Source organism: Amorphus coralli DSM 19760 (genome assembly GCF_000374525.1).
GTDB classification, from domain to species: domain Bacteria; phylum Pseudomonadota; class Alphaproteobacteria; order Rhizobiales; family Amorphaceae; genus Amorphus; species Amorphus coralli.
Genome location: NZ_KB894571.1, coordinates 225,763 through 242,791 on the forward strand (window position 1 = coordinate 225,763; position 17,029 = coordinate 242,791).

General features: G+C 68.2%; 16 protein-coding genes. 6 read left to right on the forward strand and 10 right to left on the reverse strand.

The window, feature by feature from the left end:
- Positions 1–191: 191 nt before the first annotated feature.
- Together C507_RS0105165 and C507_RS0105170 are read right to left on the reverse strand one after the other, a co-directional pair.
- On the reverse strand, positions 192–1,898 hold the full coding sequence (locus C507_RS0105165) for an ABC transporter permease (RefSeq protein ID WP_018698601.1): 1,707 nt from the start codon (positions 1,896–1,898) through the stop codon (positions 192–194).
- Between the two features lie 7 nt (positions 1,899–1,905).
- The gene (locus C507_RS0105170; RefSeq protein ID WP_018698602.1) at positions 1,906–2,895 is read right to left on the reverse strand and encodes an ABC transporter substrate-binding protein; all 990 of its coding nucleotides are present in this window, start codon (positions 2,893–2,895) and stop codon (positions 1,906–1,908) included.
- A 293-nt stretch (positions 2,896–3,188) separates the two neighbouring features.
- Between C507_RS0105170 and C507_RS20400 the strand changes: the two genes are divergently transcribed.
- From C507_RS20400 to C507_RS0105190, 4 genes are all read left to right on the forward strand, one after another.
- Positions 3,189–4,397, forward strand: a complete 1,209-nt coding sequence (locus tag C507_RS20400; protein WP_245559651.1) for an MFS transporter — start codon at positions 3,189–3,191, stop codon at positions 4,395–4,397.
- 43 nt (positions 4,398–4,440) lie between these two features.
- Complete coding sequence (locus C507_RS0105180) at positions 4,441–5,691, forward strand: ArsB/NhaD family transporter (RefSeq protein ID WP_018698604.1); 1,251 nt, start codon at positions 4,441–4,443, stop codon at positions 5,689–5,691.
- A gap of 96 nt (positions 5,692–5,787) precedes the next feature.
- Positions 5,788–6,345 (forward strand): DJ-1/PfpI family protein, encoded by a 558-nt coding sequence (locus C507_RS0105185; RefSeq protein ID WP_018698605.1) that lies wholly within the window; start codon positions 5,788–5,790, stop codon positions 6,343–6,345.
- A gap of 78 nt (positions 6,346–6,423) precedes the next feature.
- Positions 6,424–6,810, forward strand: a complete 387-nt coding sequence (locus tag C507_RS0105190) for a ribbon-helix-helix domain-containing protein (protein ID WP_018698606.1) — start codon at positions 6,424–6,426, stop codon at positions 6,808–6,810.
- A gap of 17 nt (positions 6,811–6,827) precedes the next feature.
- Here C507_RS0105190 and C507_RS0105195 read toward each other — a convergent pair whose 3' ends face one another.
- From C507_RS0105195 to C507_RS0105225, 7 genes are all read right to left on the reverse strand, one after another.
- Positions 6,828–7,664, reverse strand: coding sequence for an IclR family transcriptional regulator (locus C507_RS0105195; RefSeq protein ID WP_018698607.1), 837 nt, complete (start codon positions 7,662–7,664; stop codon positions 6,828–6,830).
- A gap of 8 nt (positions 7,665–7,672) precedes the next feature.
- Complete coding sequence (locus C507_RS0105200) at positions 7,673–8,950, reverse strand: TRAP transporter large permease (RefSeq protein WP_018698608.1); 1,278 nt, start codon at positions 8,948–8,950, stop codon at positions 7,673–7,675.
- A complete protein-coding gene (locus tag C507_RS20405; protein WP_018698609.1) occupies positions 8,947–9,474 on the reverse strand; it encodes a TRAP transporter small permease in 528 nt (175 codons plus the stop codon). Before C507_RS20405 ends, C507_RS0105200 begins: the two co-directional genes overlap by 4 nt.
- A gap of 38 nt (positions 9,475–9,512) precedes the next feature.
- Positions 9,513–10,166, reverse strand: coding sequence for a cupin domain-containing protein (locus tag C507_RS20410; protein ID WP_018698610.1), 654 nt, complete (start codon positions 10,164–10,166; stop codon positions 9,513–9,515).
- Between the two features lie 104 nt (positions 10,167–10,270).
- Complete coding sequence (locus C507_RS0105215) at positions 10,271–11,257, reverse strand: TRAP transporter substrate-binding protein (protein WP_018698611.1); 987 nt, start codon at positions 11,255–11,257, stop codon at positions 10,271–10,273.
- Positions 11,258–11,813: 556 nt separating this feature from the next.
- Positions 11,814–12,467, reverse strand: a complete 654-nt coding sequence (locus C507_RS20415; RefSeq protein WP_018698612.1) for a cupin domain-containing protein — start codon at positions 12,465–12,467, stop codon at positions 11,814–11,816.
- 86 nt (positions 12,468–12,553) lie between these two features.
- On the reverse strand, positions 12,554–12,880 hold the full coding sequence (locus C507_RS0105225; protein WP_018698613.1) for a hypothetical protein: 327 nt from the start codon (positions 12,878–12,880) through the stop codon (positions 12,554–12,556).
- A 247-nt stretch (positions 12,881–13,127) separates the two neighbouring features.
- Here C507_RS0105225 and C507_RS0105230 point away from each other — a divergent pair, with 247 nt between their 5' ends.
- A complete protein-coding gene (locus C507_RS0105230) occupies positions 13,128–14,957 on the forward strand; it encodes an ATP-binding cassette domain-containing protein (protein WP_018698614.1) in 1,830 nt (609 codons plus the stop codon).
- A complete protein-coding gene (locus tag C507_RS23420) occupies positions 14,954–16,309 on the forward strand; it encodes a TrmH family RNA methyltransferase (RefSeq protein WP_051089702.1) in 1,356 nt (451 codons plus the stop codon). The genes C507_RS0105230 and C507_RS23420 overlap by 4 nt, the downstream gene beginning before the upstream one ends.
- Positions 16,310–16,343: 34 nt before the next feature.
- Here C507_RS23420 and C507_RS0105240 read toward each other — a convergent pair whose 3' ends face one another.
- Positions 16,344–16,889: an adenine phosphoribosyltransferase gene (locus C507_RS0105240; protein ID WP_018698615.1), complete on the reverse strand. Its 546-nt coding sequence runs from the start codon at positions 16,887–16,889 to the stop codon at positions 16,344–16,346.
- Positions 16,890–17,029: the final 140 nt, after the last annotated feature.

The following is a 17,029-nucleotide window of genomic DNA, read 5'->3' on the forward strand; positions in this document are numbered from 1 at the left end:
ACTCCGCGTGAGGGATAAAAAGACTCTTCCCACCGCAAGCCCGGACGGAAAACCGCAAGGGCACTTTTCCTCGGATTGGGTTTCTCACTCCGCAATCCCGGACGGAAAACCGGTTCCCACTTTTCCTGGGATTGGGTTTCTCACTCCGCAATCCCGGACGGAAAACCGGTTCCCACTTTTCCTGGGATTGCTCAGTCCCGCCAGGGGATGGTGCCGGGCGGGGCGAGGCGGGCGAGCGCGTTCATCGCCGTCATGATGAGGATCGTCGCGACGACGGTGACGGCGGCCATGGCGGCGGCGAGCGTGGTGTAGCCGCCGTCCTCGTAGTTGAAGATTACCGTGCCGATGGTCTCGTTGCCGGCCGACCAGAGGAGCGCGGAGACGGTGACCTCGTTGTAGGCCGTGAGGAACACCAGGATCGCGCCCGACGCCGCGGCCGGCGCCACCAGCGGCGCGAAGATGGCGCCGAGCCGCCGGCCGAACCCGGCGCCGGAGACCCGGGCGGCATCGTCGAGCGCCCCGTCGATCTGGCCGTAGGCGGCCGAAACCGGGTTGAGCCCGATGGCGAGAAAGGCCGCCAGATAGGCCATCAGGATGATCCAAAGCGTGCCGTAGAGGCTGACGCCCAGCCCCGGCACCGGGCGGATGAAGGCCAGGATGAAGGCGATGGAGACGACCAGGCCGGGCACCGCGAAGGCGATATTCGCCTGGCTCGCAACCACCCCCGCCACCCGCCGCGCCGGCCCGCGCTTCAGGGTCAGGAAATAGCCAAGCCCGATGGCCACGACCGCGATGACCCCGGCGGCGATGGCGGCAATGGCGGTGGAGTTGGCGAAGGCGCGCAGCGTCACCTCCTGACGCACCAGCACCTCCTCGAAATTGGCGAGCGTGAAGGTGTCGGCGGTGAGCGGCAGGCCGTAGGTCTTCACCAGCGCGGTGGCGATCAGCGACACCGACGGCAGCACCAGGGTGGCGGCAACGACGGCCCACAGGGCCGCCTCGACCAGTGGCCGGGCGCGGCCGAGATCGATGGCGAGTGGCGCCTGCGGCGGGCCGACCAGCGCGGTGCGCATCCGGCGCTGGACGAGAAGCTGCAGCCCGCCGGCCACCAGCGCGATCAGCGCGAGGAGCACGGAGATCACCGCGACGTTGCCGAGCACGTCCGGCCCGTAGCTGGCCAGCCGCCGCCAGATCAGCACCGGCAGCGTGGTGTAGCGCGCCGGAATGCCGATCAGCGCGTTGATGCCGAAATTGCCCAGCGCCGCGACGAAGGCGAGCGAGAAGCCGGCCACCAGCGATGGCGCCAGGAGCGGCAGGGTGATGCGGGCGAGCAGCCGGAAAGCCCCTGCCCCGCAGATGCGCGCGGCATCGGACAACTCGCGCGGGAAGGTGCGCAGGCTGGCGCGCACCACCAAGAACACCAGCGGCATGTGCTGGATGGCGAGCAGCGTCACCAGCCCCTCGCGCGAATAGATCGGATGGGTGGAGCCGATCTCCGGCGCAAGCCCGACCCAGCGCAGGACCGGGCTAGCCGGCCCCAGCGCCTGGATCCAGGCGATGGCCGTGACGTGTGGCGGGATCATCATCGGCAGGAGGATGAGGAAGACCAGCGGCCCCTTGCAGCGCACGTTGGTGAGGCCGATGGCGAGCGCCAGCGCGGTGCCGACGATGGTTGCCACGAGCGCGGAGAGCAGCCCCGATTCCACCGAGTTCCAGAGGGCGGAGCGGCTGCCGAGCGCCTCCAGAAACGGGGCGAGCGAGGGCACGCCCTCGGGCGCCACCCCGACCCTGAACAGCATCAGGAGCGGCAGGCCGCAGAAGACGGTCACGACAAGCGCAAGGGCGGCGAGGGTGAGCCCCTCGCCGCCCCTGAAGCGGATTTTCAGCGATGAAGCCAAGGCGAAATCAGCCTCCGAAGGTTTCCTCGAAGCGCATCTTGTACCCGGTATCGTTCTTCAGCGCCTCGGCCGGATCGAACTCCATCAGCTTGATGGCGTCGCAGGCCGGGAAGCCTTCCGGCGCCGCCACGGCCGGGTCGGCCGGCAGGTAGCCCTGGCTGGCGGCCAGCGCCTGGCCGTCTTCCGACAACAGGAACACAACGAACGCCTCGGCAGCGGCCGGGTTCTGCGCGGTCTTCAGCACGGCCACCGGCTCGGTCACGGCGGAAACGCCCTCTTCCGGGAAGACGAACTCCACCGGCGCACCGTCGGCCTTGCCGCGGATCGGCAGGAAGTCGACCACGAAGCCGTAGAGCTTCTCGCCGCCGGCGACGGCCTTGTAGACGCCGCCGTTGCCGCCCTGCGGGTTGGCACCCTGGTCGGCGAGGCCCTCGTAGTAGTCCCAACCGAGGTCGGGATGACCGGTGAGCGCGATCATGTGGATGGTGGCCGCGCCCGAGGTGAGCGGCGACGGCATGGCGATCTTGTCCTTCGCCTCCGGCTTCAGCAGATCCTTCCACGAGGTCGGCTTCATCTCCGCGCCGGTGTTGTAGACGATGCCGGTGGTGATGAGCTTGGTGGAGAAATAGGTGCCGTCGTCGTCCATGATCGCCGGGTCGTAGGCGGAGACGTCGACATTCGGCAGGGCCAGCAGGCGGTCGTCCTGCTTCAGGCCTTCCATGGTGACGGTGTCGGCGATCAGGAGCACGTCGGGCTGCGGCTGGCCGGCCTCGAACTCGGCGGCAAGCTTGGCCATCACCTTGGTGGTGCCGTCGCGGAACCACTCCACCTCGACGTCCGGATGCTTGGCCTTGAAGGCATCGACGGTCGCCTGGGCATCGGCATTCGGCTGCGAGGTGTAAAGCACCAGCTTGCCCGACACGGCGTCGGAGGTCTGGGCGCTGGCGGGGGCAGCCAGGGCCGCAAGGGCGGCTGCCGCGAGAAGAAGCATCTTCATGGCGATCGATTTCCGGTTCGGGGGGAGTGATGGAAGAAAGCTCACACCTAGCACCCGCGCATGACACTTTTGCTTCGGCCGCACCGCCCGCGCGCGCTGCCGGCCGCCCCGCGAAAAACGGGGAGCGCTGTTGCCCCGACACCATTTGCCGCTAGGGTCCCATCCAGCAAGCCGGACAGACGCGTGGGGGCGCGGTGTCCGGGGGCGACCTCCGCCTTATGGAGACGCCTCGGCTGCATGACGAGGGGGCAAGACCGATCGTGTCCGGGCGATTGAACCGACCGCTGCTCAGCATGAACTTCTTCGCCGGCGACGTGACGGCGGGGCTGGGCCCGTATCTCGCGATCTACCTTCTGGCGCAACTGCACTGGCAGCCCGGTTCCATCGGCCTGGTTCTGGCGCTCGGCTCCATCGTCACCGTGGTGGTGCAGACACCGGCCGGCGTGCTGATCGACTGGACGACCCGCAAGCGCGAACTGATGGTCCTGTGCGCCGGCGTGGTCGGCGCCGCAGCCCTGTTGATCGTCATCGCGGACCACCCGTTCGTGATCTTCGGGGCGCAGGCCTCCATCGGCGCGGCGCTGGCCTTCCTCGGCCCGCTGATCGCGGCGATCACGCTGGGCGTTGTCGGGCGCGAGATGTTCACCCGTCAGACCAGCGCCAACCAGGCCTGGAACCACGGCGGCAACGTGTTCGCCGCCGCCCTGGCGGCCGGCCTGGCGCTCGCCGGCTACACCGCGGGCGTGTTCGTGCTGATTGCCGTCATGGCTGTCGGCATGATCGTCTCGACCCTGATGGTGAAGGGCTCCGAAATCGATAACGACGCCGCCAGGGGCGGCACCGAGCTCGTCAGCGGCAAGAAGCAGTCCGGCTTCGCCGTGGTGGCCGCCGAGCGAAGCCTATTGATCTTTGCCGTCTGCATCACGCTGTTCCATTTCGCCAACGCGGCGATGCTGCCGCTGGTCAGCCAGAAGCTGGCGCTGGGCGGCGATTCCGGCACCGGCATCGCATTCACCTCCGCCTGCATCATCGCCGCGCAGTTCGTCATGATCGGCATGGCGGCCCTGTGCGGCGCCACCGCCGACACCTGGGGCCGCAAGCCGCTGTTCCTCCTGGCCTTCGCCATCCTGCCGATCCGCGCGATCCTCTACACGCTGACCGACAACTCGGTGCTGCTGGTGGCGATTCAGGCGCTCGACGGGGTGGCCAACGGCATCTTCGCCATTCTGTTCCTGCTCATCGTCGCCGACCTCACCAACGGAACCGGCCGCTTCAACCTGGCCCAGGGCGCGCTGGCAACGCTGGTCGGCGTCGGGGCGTCGCTGTCCAACCTGGTGGCGGAGGAGATCGTGCAGGCGGTGAGTTACGACGCCGCCTTCTACGCGCTGGCGCTGGTCGCCGTCGTGGGCGCCACCCTGTTCCTGTTCCTCATGCCGGAGACGGCGGCGCACGCGAAGAAGGGCAGAGAGCCAGACCCGCCCGGCCCGGAGCCGGCGGCATGAGGCCTCTCGCGGCGGCGCCGCGTCGCGCGACGGGCCATTTGCGATGTCGCTGAGCCTTGCCGTCTCCTGCGCGATCTTCGCGCTGATTGCCGCCCGCGAATGGCTGCCGGCCTGGCTGAAGATCTGGCACGTCATGCTTGCCGGGGCGATCGTGCTCCTGGCGAGCGGCGAGATCGCGCCGCCCGACGCGCTCGACGCCATCGACTGGAACGTGATCGCCTATCTGTTCGCCGTGTTCTCCATCGGCGCGGCGCTCTACCGCTCCGGCGTCTCCCACAGTATCGCCGAGCGCCTGTCGCGGTTCACCTCGCCAACCGCGCTGGTCGCCGCCTTCGTCTTCACCTTCGCCTTCATCTCCATGCTGCTCACCAACGACGCGGCGGCGATCATCGGCACGCCCATCGCCTTCGTGCTGGCGACCCACGCGCGCATTCAGGTGAAGCCGCTGCTGATCGGCCTGTGCATCGCGGTCACCGTCGGCTCCATGGCGACGCCCATCGGCAATCCGCAGAACCTGCTTGTGGCGACCAGCGGCCGGCTGGACGCGCCGCTTCTCACCTTTCTCGCATGGCTCCTCGTGCCGACGCTTCTGCTCTTGGCGCTGTCGGTCTGGTGGATCACCCGCTGGATCGCACCGAGCGAGGGCTCCGTGGCGGCCGCGGCGGCTGCAGCGGCAGCCGACGGCAGCGAGCGGATGTGGCCGGCGGTCGCCTCCTCGGCCGTGCTGGCCGTCCTGGTGGTGGCGGAAAGCCTGATGGACGCGCTCGGCATCGGCCCGAAGATCCCGCTCGGGCTGATCGCCTGCGCGGCCGCCGTGCCGACCTATCTCTTCTCGCGCGGCCGCCTGACGGTGCTGAAGGAGGCCGACTGGCCGACGCTCATCTTCTTCGTGGCGATGTTCGTGGTGACCGGATCGCTGGTGGAATCCGGCTCGCTGCAGGCGATCCTGGGCGGGTTTCAGGACGAGCTGGGCGAGCCGCTGGTGGCGGCCGTGGTCAGCTTCCTTGGCAGCCAGGTCTTCTCCAACGTGCCGCTGGTGGACATGTACCTGAAGCTCACGCCCGCCGACGACACCGCCACGCTGATGATGCTCGCGGCGATCTCGACGCTGGCCGGCAACGTCTTCATCATCTCCGCCGCCAGCAACGTCATCGTCGTGCAGCAGGCCGAACGGCTGGGCGGACCGACGCTGACCTTCACCGAGTTCACCCGGGCGGTGCTGCCCATCGGGCTGGTGTCCGTGGCGGTGACCGCGGCCTGGATCCTCGGCGTGGGCGCGGTCACCGGCGGCTGAGCGTCAGCCAAGCGCACGCCGACGTAGTATTCCCCTAACACCGGCTGCGTCCGGCGCGCTGCTAGCCTCGTCCTCCCGTATCCAAGGGAGGAAACAATGGCCAAAATTCTGATGATTACCGGTGATTTCACCGAGGACTACGAGACGATGGTGCCGTTCCAGACGCTGCTGGCGTGCGGCCACACGGTGGACGCGGTCTGCCCGGGCAAGGCCGCCGGCGACACCGTGCCCACCGCGATCCACGACTTCGAGGGCGACCAGACCTACTCGGAGAAGCCGGGCCACCGCTTCGCGCTGAACGCCACGTTCGACGCCATCGACCCCGCCTCCTACGACGCGCTGGTCATCCCCGGCGGCCGGGCGCCGGAATATCTGCGCCTCAACGAGGCGGTGCTGGCCGCCGTGCGTCACTTCTTCGAGGCCGGCAAGCCGGTGGCCGCCATCTGCCACGGCGCCCAGCTTCTCGCCGCCGCGGGCGTGCTGCAGGGGCGCACCTGCTCCGCCTACCCGGCCTGCGCGCCGGAAGTGACGCTCGCCGGCGGCCGCTATGCCGACATCGAGGTGACCGGCGCCGTCACCGACGGCAACCTGGTGACCGCGCCGGCCTGGCCAGCCCATCCGGCGTGGCTGTCGCAGTTCATGGCGATCCTGTAGCATCCGACGCGGGCGGGAGACGGGCTGGACCACCGGCCTCGCCTCCCGCTTCACCCGGTCATGAAAGGGAGACAGGCCATGTGCCGGCTGTTCATCGGCGCGCGCAGCGATCTCTGGGAAAGCCGCGCCAAGTCGCTCCGGATCGACGGCGTCGCCACCAGCATCCGGATGGAGACCTTCTTCTGGATCACGCTGGACGAGATCGCCGCGCGCGATGCCATGACCACCAACCAGCTCATCACCAAGCTCTACCACGAGGCGATGGACGCCGATCACGACATCGGCAACTTCACCTCGTTCCTGCGGGTGTGCTGCGGGCGCTATCACAGCCTGATGGCGACGGGCGAGATCCCGAGCGCGCTGTCGCAGAGCATCGGCGGGCTTCAGGCGGACGCCATCCTGGCACGCGAGGAGCAGCGCCTGGCCGGCCAGCGCGAGGCCCCCTCCGGCTCGACGGTGAACTGAGAGGCCGTTAAGGCAGATCAGCCCTGCGGCGGAACGCCAAGCGCCTGCGAGATCCGTCCGGCCGCTGCCTGAATGGCCGCCACCAACTCGGCACCGGGCGGCGGCGGCATCGCCACCGTCGTGCTCACTGCGGCCAGCGCGCCCAAGAGGTGGTGGCCCTGGCCGAAGATCGGCACGGCCACCGCGTTGATGCCTGGAAAGAGTTCGTCGGGCGCATCGGCCCAGCCCCGCTCGCGGATGCGGGCGACCTGGTCCCTCAAAGCCTCCGGATCGTCCACCGTCCGGTCAGTCAGCTTGCCGAGCCCCTCGCCTATCACCCGTTCAAGCAGATCGTCGTCGCCGAAGGCGAGCGCAATCTTGCCCTGCGCGGCCGCGTTGACCTTGAAGCGGCTGCCGGGACGCAGCCCCATCTCCAGCGGGCTGCGCTGGGGCACGAAGTCGAGCACGACGAAATCGGTGCCGGAATAGGTCGAAAGCACCACCGTCTTGTCGATCTCGTCGCGCAGCCCCTCCATCACCGGCAGCGCGAACCGCGTCAGCGTGAAGTGATGGCTGACGTCCTGGCTCAGGATGTAGAGCCCCCACCCGGCCTTGTAGCGGTCCGTCGCCGGATCGCGCAGCAGGTAGCCCATGTCGCGCAGGGTGGAGAGATAGCGGTGCGCCCGCGCCTTCGGCAGCGAGAGCGCATTGGCCACCTGGGTGACGCCGACCGGCTCGGTCTGGCGCGCGAAATACTCGATAATCTTGAGGCCGAGGATGAGCGTCTGCAGCCCGTCGGTGCGCCCATCCGATGCGGCGGAAAAGACCGATCGCGGCTTGCGCGCGCTCTGGGGTGCATCACCGGTTGTAGCCATGTCTCTCCTCAATACCCAAACGCCCTCGGCAACAGCAAGGCGACATCCGGGACGAAGGTTACGAGAAGAAGCACCAGCAGACAGATTGCAAGCGGTGGCAGCGCCGCCCAGCTCACCCGGCCAAGCGAAAGGCCGGAAATGGAGCAGACAATGAACAGGCAGAGCCCGACCGGCGGCGTCGCCAGTCCGATCACCAGGTTGAGCACCACGACGACGCCCAGGTGCAACGGCTCCAGCCCAAGCTGGGCCCCGAGCGGCAGCAGGATGGGAACCGTCAGGATCAACGCTCCAATCGGTTCAAGGATGGCCCCCAGGACCAGCAGGCAGACGGTAACCAGAAGCAGGATCACGACCCGGTTGTCCGATACCGACAGGATCAGTTCCACCGCCTTCTGCGGGACCGAGCCGAGGCTGAACACGAACGAGACAATCGACGCCATGGCAACCACCAGGAGGATGGCCGACGTGGTGACGCAGGTCTGGTAGAAGACCTCGGTGATCGCCCTGAGCGTGAGCGTGCGATAGATCACCAACCCCACCACGAGCGCGTAGGCGGACGCGACGGCGGCCGCTTCGGTGGGGGTGAACATGCCGCTGAGGATGCCGCCGAGGATGATGAGCGGCAGGAGCAGAACCGGCAGCGCGCCGACAGTGGCGGAGCCGATCTCGCGCACCGAGGCCGGCGGCTCCTTGGGATAGTCACGAACCCGCGCCACGATCACCGTGTAGATCATCAGACCGACGCCCATCAGCATGCCCGGCACGACCCCCGCCAGGAACAGCGACGCGATGGACGTTCCGCTCAGGACGGCGAAGACGATCATGGCGATGGACGGCGGGATGATCGGACCGATGACGGAGCTTACGGCCGTCAGCGCCGCGGCGAACTCCACCCCGTAGCCCTCGCGCTTCATGCCCGGGATCAGCACCGTTCCGAGCGCCGCGGAATCCGCCGTCGCCGATCCGCTGACCCCGGAAAACAGCATGCTTGAGAAGACGTTGACCAGGCCGAGGCCGCCCCGGAAACGGCCGACCAGGACCTGGCAGAAGCGGATGATCCGGTCGGTGATCTTGCCGGCGTTCATCAGGTTGCCGGCGAGGATGAACAACGGCACCGTGAGGAGCACAAACTGGTCGACGCCGGATACCATGCGCTGGGGAAAGGCGGCCAGCAGCATCCACTGATCGTTCCAGGCCACGAACGCCACGGCGGCGATGGCCAGCGCCAGCGTGATCGGCACGCCAAGCGCGATGAAACCAGCCAGTGCGGATCCGAATGCGATCATGCGGCCTTCTCGCGGTCCGGGCGCAGAGCCTCGCGCACCTGGACGATCAGGTTGAGAAAGAGCTGGATCTCGAACAGTGCCAGCCCGACCGGCACGGATAGATAGACCCAGAAACGGGAGAGCTGCAGCGCCGGGATGACCTGGCCGGCGTTGAACTCGGCGTAGCGGATGCCGGTCTTGATGAGCAGGTAGACCACCCAGAGCGAAACCGCCCCGCCGGCGAGGATGGCGAGCACCCGCAGCGCGCGCGGCAGGACGTTGATCAGGCTTTCTACGGCGATGATCTCACCGCGCTCGAGCGCGACCGCCGCAAACAGGAAGGTGATCCAGACGAGGAGCACGCGAGCTAGCTCCTCCGACCAGACCAGCGAGAACCCCAGAAAATAGCGGCAGACGATTTGCGCCACGACCACGCCCATGAGCGTGGCCATGCCAATGGCGCCGGCGGTGAACATGATCGAACGATAGATCCGGATGAGGACCTTCACCGCCGCGATTGCCCCGTCTGTCCGGTTCGTGCTCACCGCCTCGCCTTCCTTGCGTCCGTGCGTTCCCGATTGCCTCAGACGTCGATCAGCGTGTCGATGAAGCGGTGATATTGCTGCAGCTTCGGTCGCTCGTTGTCGGCGGGATCGACGTAGCTGATCGTGTTCTTTCCACGCCACTCCTCCGGCAGCACCAGGCAGCGCACGAAGGTGGTGGATTCCTCTTCCGTGGTTGGCGCGAGAACCGGATCCGGACCGCGCTCGAACCAGACATCACCGGCCTTGTACCAGTAAGACTCGCCGTTCTGCTGGATGTTGATGGCGCCGCTCTGGACCATGCGGATACCGGGGCCGGGATGGACATGGGTGAAGGCGGTTGCCCCCGGCGGGAAGTAGACGCGGTCGAGGCGCAGCACGTAACGGCCGGACGGCGCAAGATCCTCGAGCGCGCGTTCGATGCGGATGTCGGAGCCGGCCACCGACGCCGGATCAGTCGCGCCATGACCGAGCTGCCAGGTCCACACCCGGGACGGCGCCTCGGCCCGGATTTCGACCTCGCCCTCGCAGTAGCAGCCCATGCCCTCGCCGAGACGCACCACGTTGCGCCGGTCGGTGACGGTGATGTCGCCCGACGCCGCATACACCATGCGGTGCGGTCCCTCGGGCAGCACCGTGGTGGTGCCTTGGGAGTCCAGAACCGTTTCGATCAGAGTGAGCACGAGGCCAGCCATCACGCGCGTCCATCGCTTGATTTGAATGGGGAAGGAAAGTGACCGGCAGCCTGCCGGAGCGAGCCCCGCCGGCGGAACCGGCGGGACCCGTTGCATCGGAGGGATCAGTCCTGGGCGACGGAGCGCGCCTTGTCGGCGAAAGCCTTCACCCGCGGATCCTTCGCCTCGTAAGTTTCGTAGATGCCCTGCAGCTTCTCGCGCACCTCGGGGAGCTGCTGGAACTCCGAAACGGTGACGCCCTCGGCCTCGATCTTGCCGCGCGCGTCAGCGTCCTGCTCCTTTGCCGCCGCGATCTGCGGGGCAATGGTTTCCTCGGCGGCCGCGATGATCGCCGCCTGCTGTTCCTCGCTCAGGCCCGCGAAGCGCGTCGGGTTGATGACGAGCACCCCCGGCCAGAAATAGTGGCTGGTCAGCACCGCGTTGTCGGCGACCTCGTAGAGCTTCTCGGAGAAGATCGAGGTGAGGTTGATCTCCGTGGCATCCAGGACGCCAGTCTGCAGCGAGGTGTAGATCTCGCCATAGGGCATCGGCGTCGGGCTGACGCCCACCTCGTTCCAGATGTCGAGATGCAGCTTGGCGGGCACCACGCGGGTCTTCAGGCCCTGCATGGCGTCGATGGTCGTCGCCTCGGTGCCGTTCGCGAGGAAGTGGCGCTGGCCGCCCTCGTAGTAGCCAAGCCCCTTGAGATCGATCTCGGACAGGCCGTCCAGCAGCGCCTGCGCCTCGTCGGAGGTCAGCACGACGGAGAGATCGTCGTAGTTCTCGATCAGGAAGGGAAGCTGCAGGGAATCCATCAGCGGCGTGGATCCGCCGAAGATCGCCGAGGAGATCACGGCGGCGTCGACGGTGCCGAGCCGGACGCCTTCCAGGAGCTCCTTGTCGTCGCCGAGCTGCCGGGAGGGGAAGATCTTCACCTCGACGGCGCCGTCGGTCTTCGCCTCGACGGCTTCCTTGAACATTTCCGCGCCGGTGTGGAACGGGTGGCTCGGCTGGGTGACGTGGCCGAGATTGATGGTCGTGTCCTGGGCCTGGGCCGTCACCGCGCCTGCGAACGCGAGGCCGAGAGCCAGTCCGAGCAGCTTAGCCGCCATGATCGCTTCCTCCTAAAGTGTTTCTTTGTTCGATACTCATGATCCGTATATCGAGACAAGTGGAGCGTCAACCGATGACACGCGGACGCGCTCGCTCACCGCCCGGACGGGGCAGAGCATGGTGACAGGCAGTCGGATGGAGATTGGGAGGACAGGGTTTGCAGGGCACCCGCGCCGGTGAAGGCGGCGGGATCGCCGCCCGCGCACCTCAAGGAAGCGGGATCTTGCTTTTACGTTTTCCGCTCGCGACCTGAAGTGTCAGGCCGCCCGCCCGGAGCCGGTGAGCGGAGCGCACTCGGCGTGAGGGGTTTGTTTGATCGCAATCGCGGACAGCGAACCGGTGCCCACTTTTCCTGCGATTGCTCTCTTTCATCGCAATCCCGGACGGAAAACCGGTTCCCACTTTTCCTGGGATTGCTTGTCAGCGCGCGACTGCGCGCCGCCCGGTCAGGGCGCCCACCCGGAGCCGGTGCGCGCAAGCGCACTCGGCGTGAGGGGAGGCTTTTTGAGTCGCAATCCCGGACGGAAAACCGGTTCCCACTTTTCCTGGGATTGCTCAGACCTCAATCAGCGTATCGATGAAGCGGAAGTAGCGCTGCAGCTTCGGCAGGTCGGCATCGGCGGGATCGACATAGGCGATCGTGCTGCGGCCGCGCCATTCCGGGGTCGCCACCATGCAGCGGATGAAGGCGGTGGGCTCGGCCTCCGTCGTCGGCGCACGCACCGGGTCGGGACCGCGCTCGAACCACGCCTCGCCGGCGCGGTAGTGGTGGGAGGTGCCGTGCTCCTGGATCTCGATCGCGCCGGTCTTCACCACCCGGATGCCCGGACCGGTGTGGGTGTGGGTGTGGGCGACGGCGCCGGGCGGGAAGTCGACCCGGTCGAGGCGCATGACGTAGCGGCCGGGAACCGCGATGTCGTCGAGCGGGCGTTCCAGGCGGACATGCGAGCCGGCATAGGCGGCCGGGTCGGCGGCGTCGGGGGACAGCTGGAAGGTCCAGATCCGGGACGGCACCTCGGCGTGCAGCGTCACCTCGCCCTGAACATAGGTGCCGCTGTTCTCGCCGAGCCGGCGGATGTCGCGCCGGTCGGTCACGGTGACCTCGCCCTCCACGATGTAGACCATGCGGTGGTCCACCGCCGGCAGCACCGCCTCTCCGGCGGCTTCTCCGATGACGGTCTCGATCAGGCTCTGCACCAGTCCGGCCATGTATGGCTCTCCCCTCTTGTCAGCGAGAGGACCTTAGAGCGGATCGGCGCATCGCGGAAATGCGGAGTGTCCGACCGTGGCGAACTTTACGCCGCGGCCGCGTAGATGCGTTCCGCAACGTCGCGGGCGACGTACCGGCCCTTCCAGGAGCGCTGTGGCGAGAACAGCCAGCCGAGCGCGCTCTGGGACAGCCAGGGGAAGAAGTCGCGGGTGATCTCGGCGATGAACAGGCGGTCGCCCTGGGCCACGGACTTGCGCAGGCTGCCGTAGATGGCGTCGGATTCGCGCCCGGTGTCGATCAGCCAGAAGTCGGCGCTGACCCGGTAGGTGTCGCCGAAGCGCTCTTCCAGTTCCCGGTCGAAGGCCCGCGCGCGCGCTTCGCTCGACCCGTAATAGACGGCGTAGATCGTCATGGCCCCGGTCCTCCGTTGCGCCCGCCCGGCCCGCCTGTTGCGACCACGGCGAGGCGGCTGTCCCGACTGAGAGGATGGTCGCCCCGACATGGTTAATGGCCGGTTAACCAAGACGGCGAGAGGGGGCCCGAGCCCGCGATTTCAATGCCGCCCGTCCGTGGCCGATTTTCGCCCGCCCCGTTGTTTCGCCCCCGCGCCGCGTTTATCTCTCGCCCACCGATCAGCCCCTTTTTCGAGCGTTTCCTTCATGGCCCAGCCCCCGATCCTGACCCTTCAGGACATCCGCCTCACCTTCGGCGGCACCACCCTTCTGGACGGGGCGGACATGGCGCTCGGGCCGCAGGAGCGGCTCTGCCTGGTGGGGCGCAACGGCTCCGGCAAATCGACGCTCCTGAAGATCGCGGCCGGCATCGTGGAGGCCGATTCCGGTCGTCGCTTCGTGCAGCCGGGCGCCACCATCCGCTACCTGGTGCAGGAGCCGGACCTCTCCGGATTCGAGACCGTGCGCGCCTATGTCGACGACGGGCTGGCGCCGGGCGATTCCAGCCATTCCGGGCAGATCCTGCTTGAGGCGCTCGGCCTAACCGGCGACGAGGATCCGGCGCACCTTTCCGGTGGCGAGGCGCGCCGCGCCGCGCTTGCGCGGGCGCTGGCGCCGGAGCCCGACGTGCTGCTCCTTGACGAGCCCACCAACCATCTCGACCTGCCGGCCATCGAGTGGCTGGAAGCCACCCTGAAGGCGCGGCGCGGCGCGCTGGTGCTGATCAGCCATGACCGTCGCTTCCTGGAGCAGCTCTCCACCGCCACCGTCTGGCTGGACCGCGGCACGACGCGGCGCCTCGACCGGGGCTTCGGCCATTTCGAGGACTGGCGCGACGAGGTTCTGGCGGCGGAGGAGAAGGAGCGCGCCCGGCTCGACCAGCGGATCGCCCAGGAAACGGAGTGGCTGCGCTACGGCGTGACGGCACGGCGCAAGCGCAACATGGGACGGCTGCGCGCCCTCGGCGCCCTGCGCGAGGAACGCCGCAACCTCCGCCACCATGCCGGCACTGCGCAGATGGCGGTCACGGAGGCCGGCACCTCCGGCAAGCGGGTGATCGCGGCGGAAGCGATCTCCAAGGCCTTCGAGGGACGCCCGATCGTCCAGGATCTCGAAATCGAGATCAACCGCGGCGACCGGCTCGGCATCGTCGGGCCGAACGGCGCCGGCAAGACGACGCTGATCAACCTGCTCACCGGCGCGCTGGCACCGGACAGCGGCACCGTGCGGCTCGGCACGCAGCTGGAAATGGCGACGCTCGACCAGCGCCGCGCCCAGCTCGACCCCGACGAGACGCTGTGGAAGACGCTGACCGGCGGCTCCGGCGACACGGTGATGGTGGGCGGCCAGCCGCGCCACGTGGCCGGCTATCTGAAGGACTTCCTGTTCTTGCCGGAACAGGCGCGCTCGCCGGTCTCCGCCCTCTCCGGCGGCGAGCGCGGTCGATTGCTTCTGGCGCGCGCCTTCGCCCGGCCGTCGAACTTCATGGTGCTGGACGAGCCGACCAACGACCTCGACCTTGAAACCCTCGACCTGCTGGCCGAACTGGTCGCCGACTATTCCGGCACCGTGCTGCTGGTCAGCCATGACCGCGACTTCCTGGACCGCACCGTGACCTCGGTGCTGGTGGCAGAGGGCGAGGGCCGCTGGATCGAGTACGCCGGCGGCTACACCGACATGTTGGCCCAGCGCGGCAGCCGGCCGGGCGCGGCGAAGGGGGACGGCGACGCGAAGGCCTCCGGCGGCGGCGACCGGCCGAAGGAGAAGCCGAAGTCCAGCGCCGGCGGCAAGCGCAAGCTTTCCTTCCGCGAAAAGCACGACCTGGAAACGCTGCCGAAGACCATCGAGGGGCTCGAGGCGGAGATCGCCAGGCTGCAGGACAAGCTCGCCGACGCATCCCTCTTCACGCGCGACCCCGCCGCCTTCCAGAAGGCCACCGCCGAGCTGGAGGCCAAGGCCGCCCAGCGCGACCAGGCCGAGGAGCGCTGGCTGGAGCTGGAGCTCCTGAAGGAAGAACTCGAGGCGGCACGCTCGTGAGCGGCGGGGCGGCCGGCGGCGGGACCGATAGCGCGCTGCCACCCGGCTTCGCGCGGATCGACGATCCCGACGACCCGAGGATCGCTCCCTACCGCGCCATCCGCGAAAAGGATCTCGTCGGACGCATGGAGGGCTTCATCGCCGAGGGCGCGGTGGTGCTGAAGGTGCTGCTGACGCGCGCGCGCTTTCAGCCGCAGTCGTTTCTCATCGGCGAGAACCGGGTGGAGGCGCTGAGCCGGATCTTTGAGGAGTGCGCATTCCCGGACGGCAAACCGGTTCCCACTTCGCCTGGTCTTGCTTTCCCCAGCGCGCGACCGCGCGCCGGCCGGTCAGGCCGCCCACCCGGAGCCGGTGAGCGCAAGCGAACTCGGCGTGAGGGGAATCCTTCAGCCGCATGTCCGGACGGAAAACCGGCGCCCACTTTTCCTGGACATGCTCCGGTCTTTGTCGCGTCCAAGCCGGTGCTCGACGAAATCGCCGGCTTTCACCTGCATCGCGGGCTGCTGGCGCACGGGCTCCGCGGTCCCCTGCCCGACTGGCGCGACCTGCTGCCGGCGCCGGGGAAGCGGGCCCGCATCGTGGTGCTGATGGGCCTCGCCAACCACGACAATGTCGGCGGCGTTTTCCGCAACGCCGCCGCCTTCGGGGCCGACGCCGTGCTCCTCGATCCCGTCTCCTGCGACCCGCTCTACCGCAAGGCGATCCGGGTGTCGGTGGGCGGCAGCCTGACGGTTCCGTTCGCCCGTTTCGAGGATCCGGCCGCGCTCGTCGACGGGTTGCGCGCCGCATCCATCGAACCGCTGGCGCTGGCGCTCAACGGGTCGGAAACGCTGGCCGGTCTGACACCGCCGGAGCGCGCCGCCATTGTCCTGGGCGCCGAGGGGCCGGGCCTCCCCAAGGACGTCGTGGCGCGGATGACCGGCGTGCATTCCGATGGCAGCCGGCTTCGACAGCCTGAACGTGGCCACCACCTCCGGCATCGTGCTGCATCACCTCTCCGCCTGAGCGGCCGGGCAGGTCGGGAAAGCCGCGTCCGGACCGGGCCGCGGGCGCCGGGAGGCCCCGCCCAGCCCACCGCTATTCGGGGGTACCCGGCCTACGGGGTGGCGCCTAGGGTCGCCCGCGGCGACCGAATCACGCCTCCCCTCCCCGGTCCGCCTACCAAAACGCATCGAATGTCCCGCGCGCCCCGGGCCGGCGATCTGTCGGCGCTGCGGCCCGCAGCGGGACCAGCGGCCGGCACACATGGCTGGGGGGCCGTGCCGGCCGCCTCTTTTCCCGGTCGCAATCCCGGACGGAAAACCGCAAGTGCACTTTGCCTGGCTTTGCTCTCTATTCACCGCAAACCCTGACGGAAAACCGCAAGCGCACTTTTCCTGGCTTTGCTCAGTCCCCCTCGAAACACATCAGCGAGTGGACGACGAGGCCCTTGTCGCGCAGTTTCTGCGACCCGCCGAGCGCCGGCAGGTCGATCACGAAGGCCGCACCGACGATGTCCGCGCCGGAACGCTTGAGGAGTTCGATGGCCGCGTCCGCCGTGCCGCCGGTGGCAATCAGGTCGTCGATCACCAGCACCCGCTGGCCGGGCTGGATGGCATCGGCGTGGATCTCGATCGTGTCGACGCCGTATTCCAGCGTGTAGTCTTGCCCGATGGTCTTGCCGGGCAGTTTGCCCTTCTTGCGGATCGGCACGAAGCCGCGGCCCAGCTCGTGCGCCACCGCACCGCCCAGGATGAAGCCCCGCGCCTCGATGCCGACGACGATATCCACCGGCTCGCGCAGATAGGGCCACAGGAGACCGTCCACTGCCGTCCGCAGGCCAACCGGGTCGGCGATCAACGTGGTGATGTCGCGAAACTGGATGCCGGGTTTCGGATAGTCAGGGATGGTGCGGACCAGGTCGACGAGCGCGGGCTTCACATAGTCGGACATGCGGCGGGTCGGTCCTTCAGCCGGAAAGGCCCCGGACGGGGCGATGCGGGCGGCACGTGACACGGCCCGATTTCGTCCCGTCCGGATAGGATGCTTTCCCCGCCCTGACAAGGACGGGGAAGGGTGGCGGGTCGGTCAGG

Bases quoted from the DNA above. Each gene is read 5' to 3' on its own strand.
- C507_RS0105225 (WP_018698613.1), bottom strand. From the start codon at position 12,880: ATGACGATCTACGCCGTCTATTACGGGTCGAGCGAAGCGCGCGCGCGG.
- C507_RS20410 (WP_018698610.1), bottom strand. From the start codon at position 10,166: ATGGCTGGCCTCGTGCTCACTCTGATCGAAACGGTTCTGGACTCCCAA.
- C507_RS0105195 (WP_018698607.1), bottom strand. From the start codon at position 7,664: ATGGCTACAACCGGTGATGCACCCCAGAGCGCGCGCAAGCCGCGATCG.
- C507_RS20400 (WP_245559651.1), top strand. From the start codon at position 3,189: ATGAACTTCTTCGCCGGCGACGTGACGGCGGGGCTGGGCCCGTATCTC.
- C507_RS0105230 (WP_018698614.1), top strand. From the start codon at position 13,128: ATGGCCCAGCCCCCGATCCTGACCCTTCAGGACATCCGCCTCACCTTC.
- C507_RS20415 (WP_018698612.1), bottom strand. From the start codon at position 12,467: ATGGCCGGACTGGTGCAGAGCCTGATCGAGACCGTCATCGGAGAAGCC.
- C507_RS0105200 (WP_018698608.1), bottom strand. From the start codon at position 8,950: ATGATCGCATTCGGATCCGCACTGGCTGGTTTCATCGCGCTTGGCGTG.
- C507_RS0105185 (WP_018698605.1), top strand. From the start codon at position 5,788: ATGGCCAAAATTCTGATGATTACCGGTGATTTCACCGAGGACTACGAG.
- C507_RS0105190 (WP_018698606.1), top strand. From the start codon at position 6,424: ATGTGCCGGCTGTTCATCGGCGCGCGCAGCGATCTCTGGGAAAGCCGC.
- C507_RS0105240 (WP_018698615.1), bottom strand. From the start codon at position 16,889: ATGTCCGACTATGTGAAGCCCGCGCTCGTCGACCTGGTCCGCACCATC.
- C507_RS0105180 (WP_018698604.1), top strand. From the start codon at position 4,441: ATGTCGCTGAGCCTTGCCGTCTCCTGCGCGATCTTCGCGCTGATTGCC.
- C507_RS0105170 (WP_018698602.1), bottom strand. From the start codon at position 2,895: ATGAAGATGCTTCTTCTCGCGGCAGCCGCCCTTGCGGCCCTGGCTGCC.
- C507_RS0105215 (WP_018698611.1), bottom strand. From the start codon at position 11,257: ATGGCGGCTAAGCTGCTCGGACTGGCTCTCGGCCTCGCGTTCGCAGGC.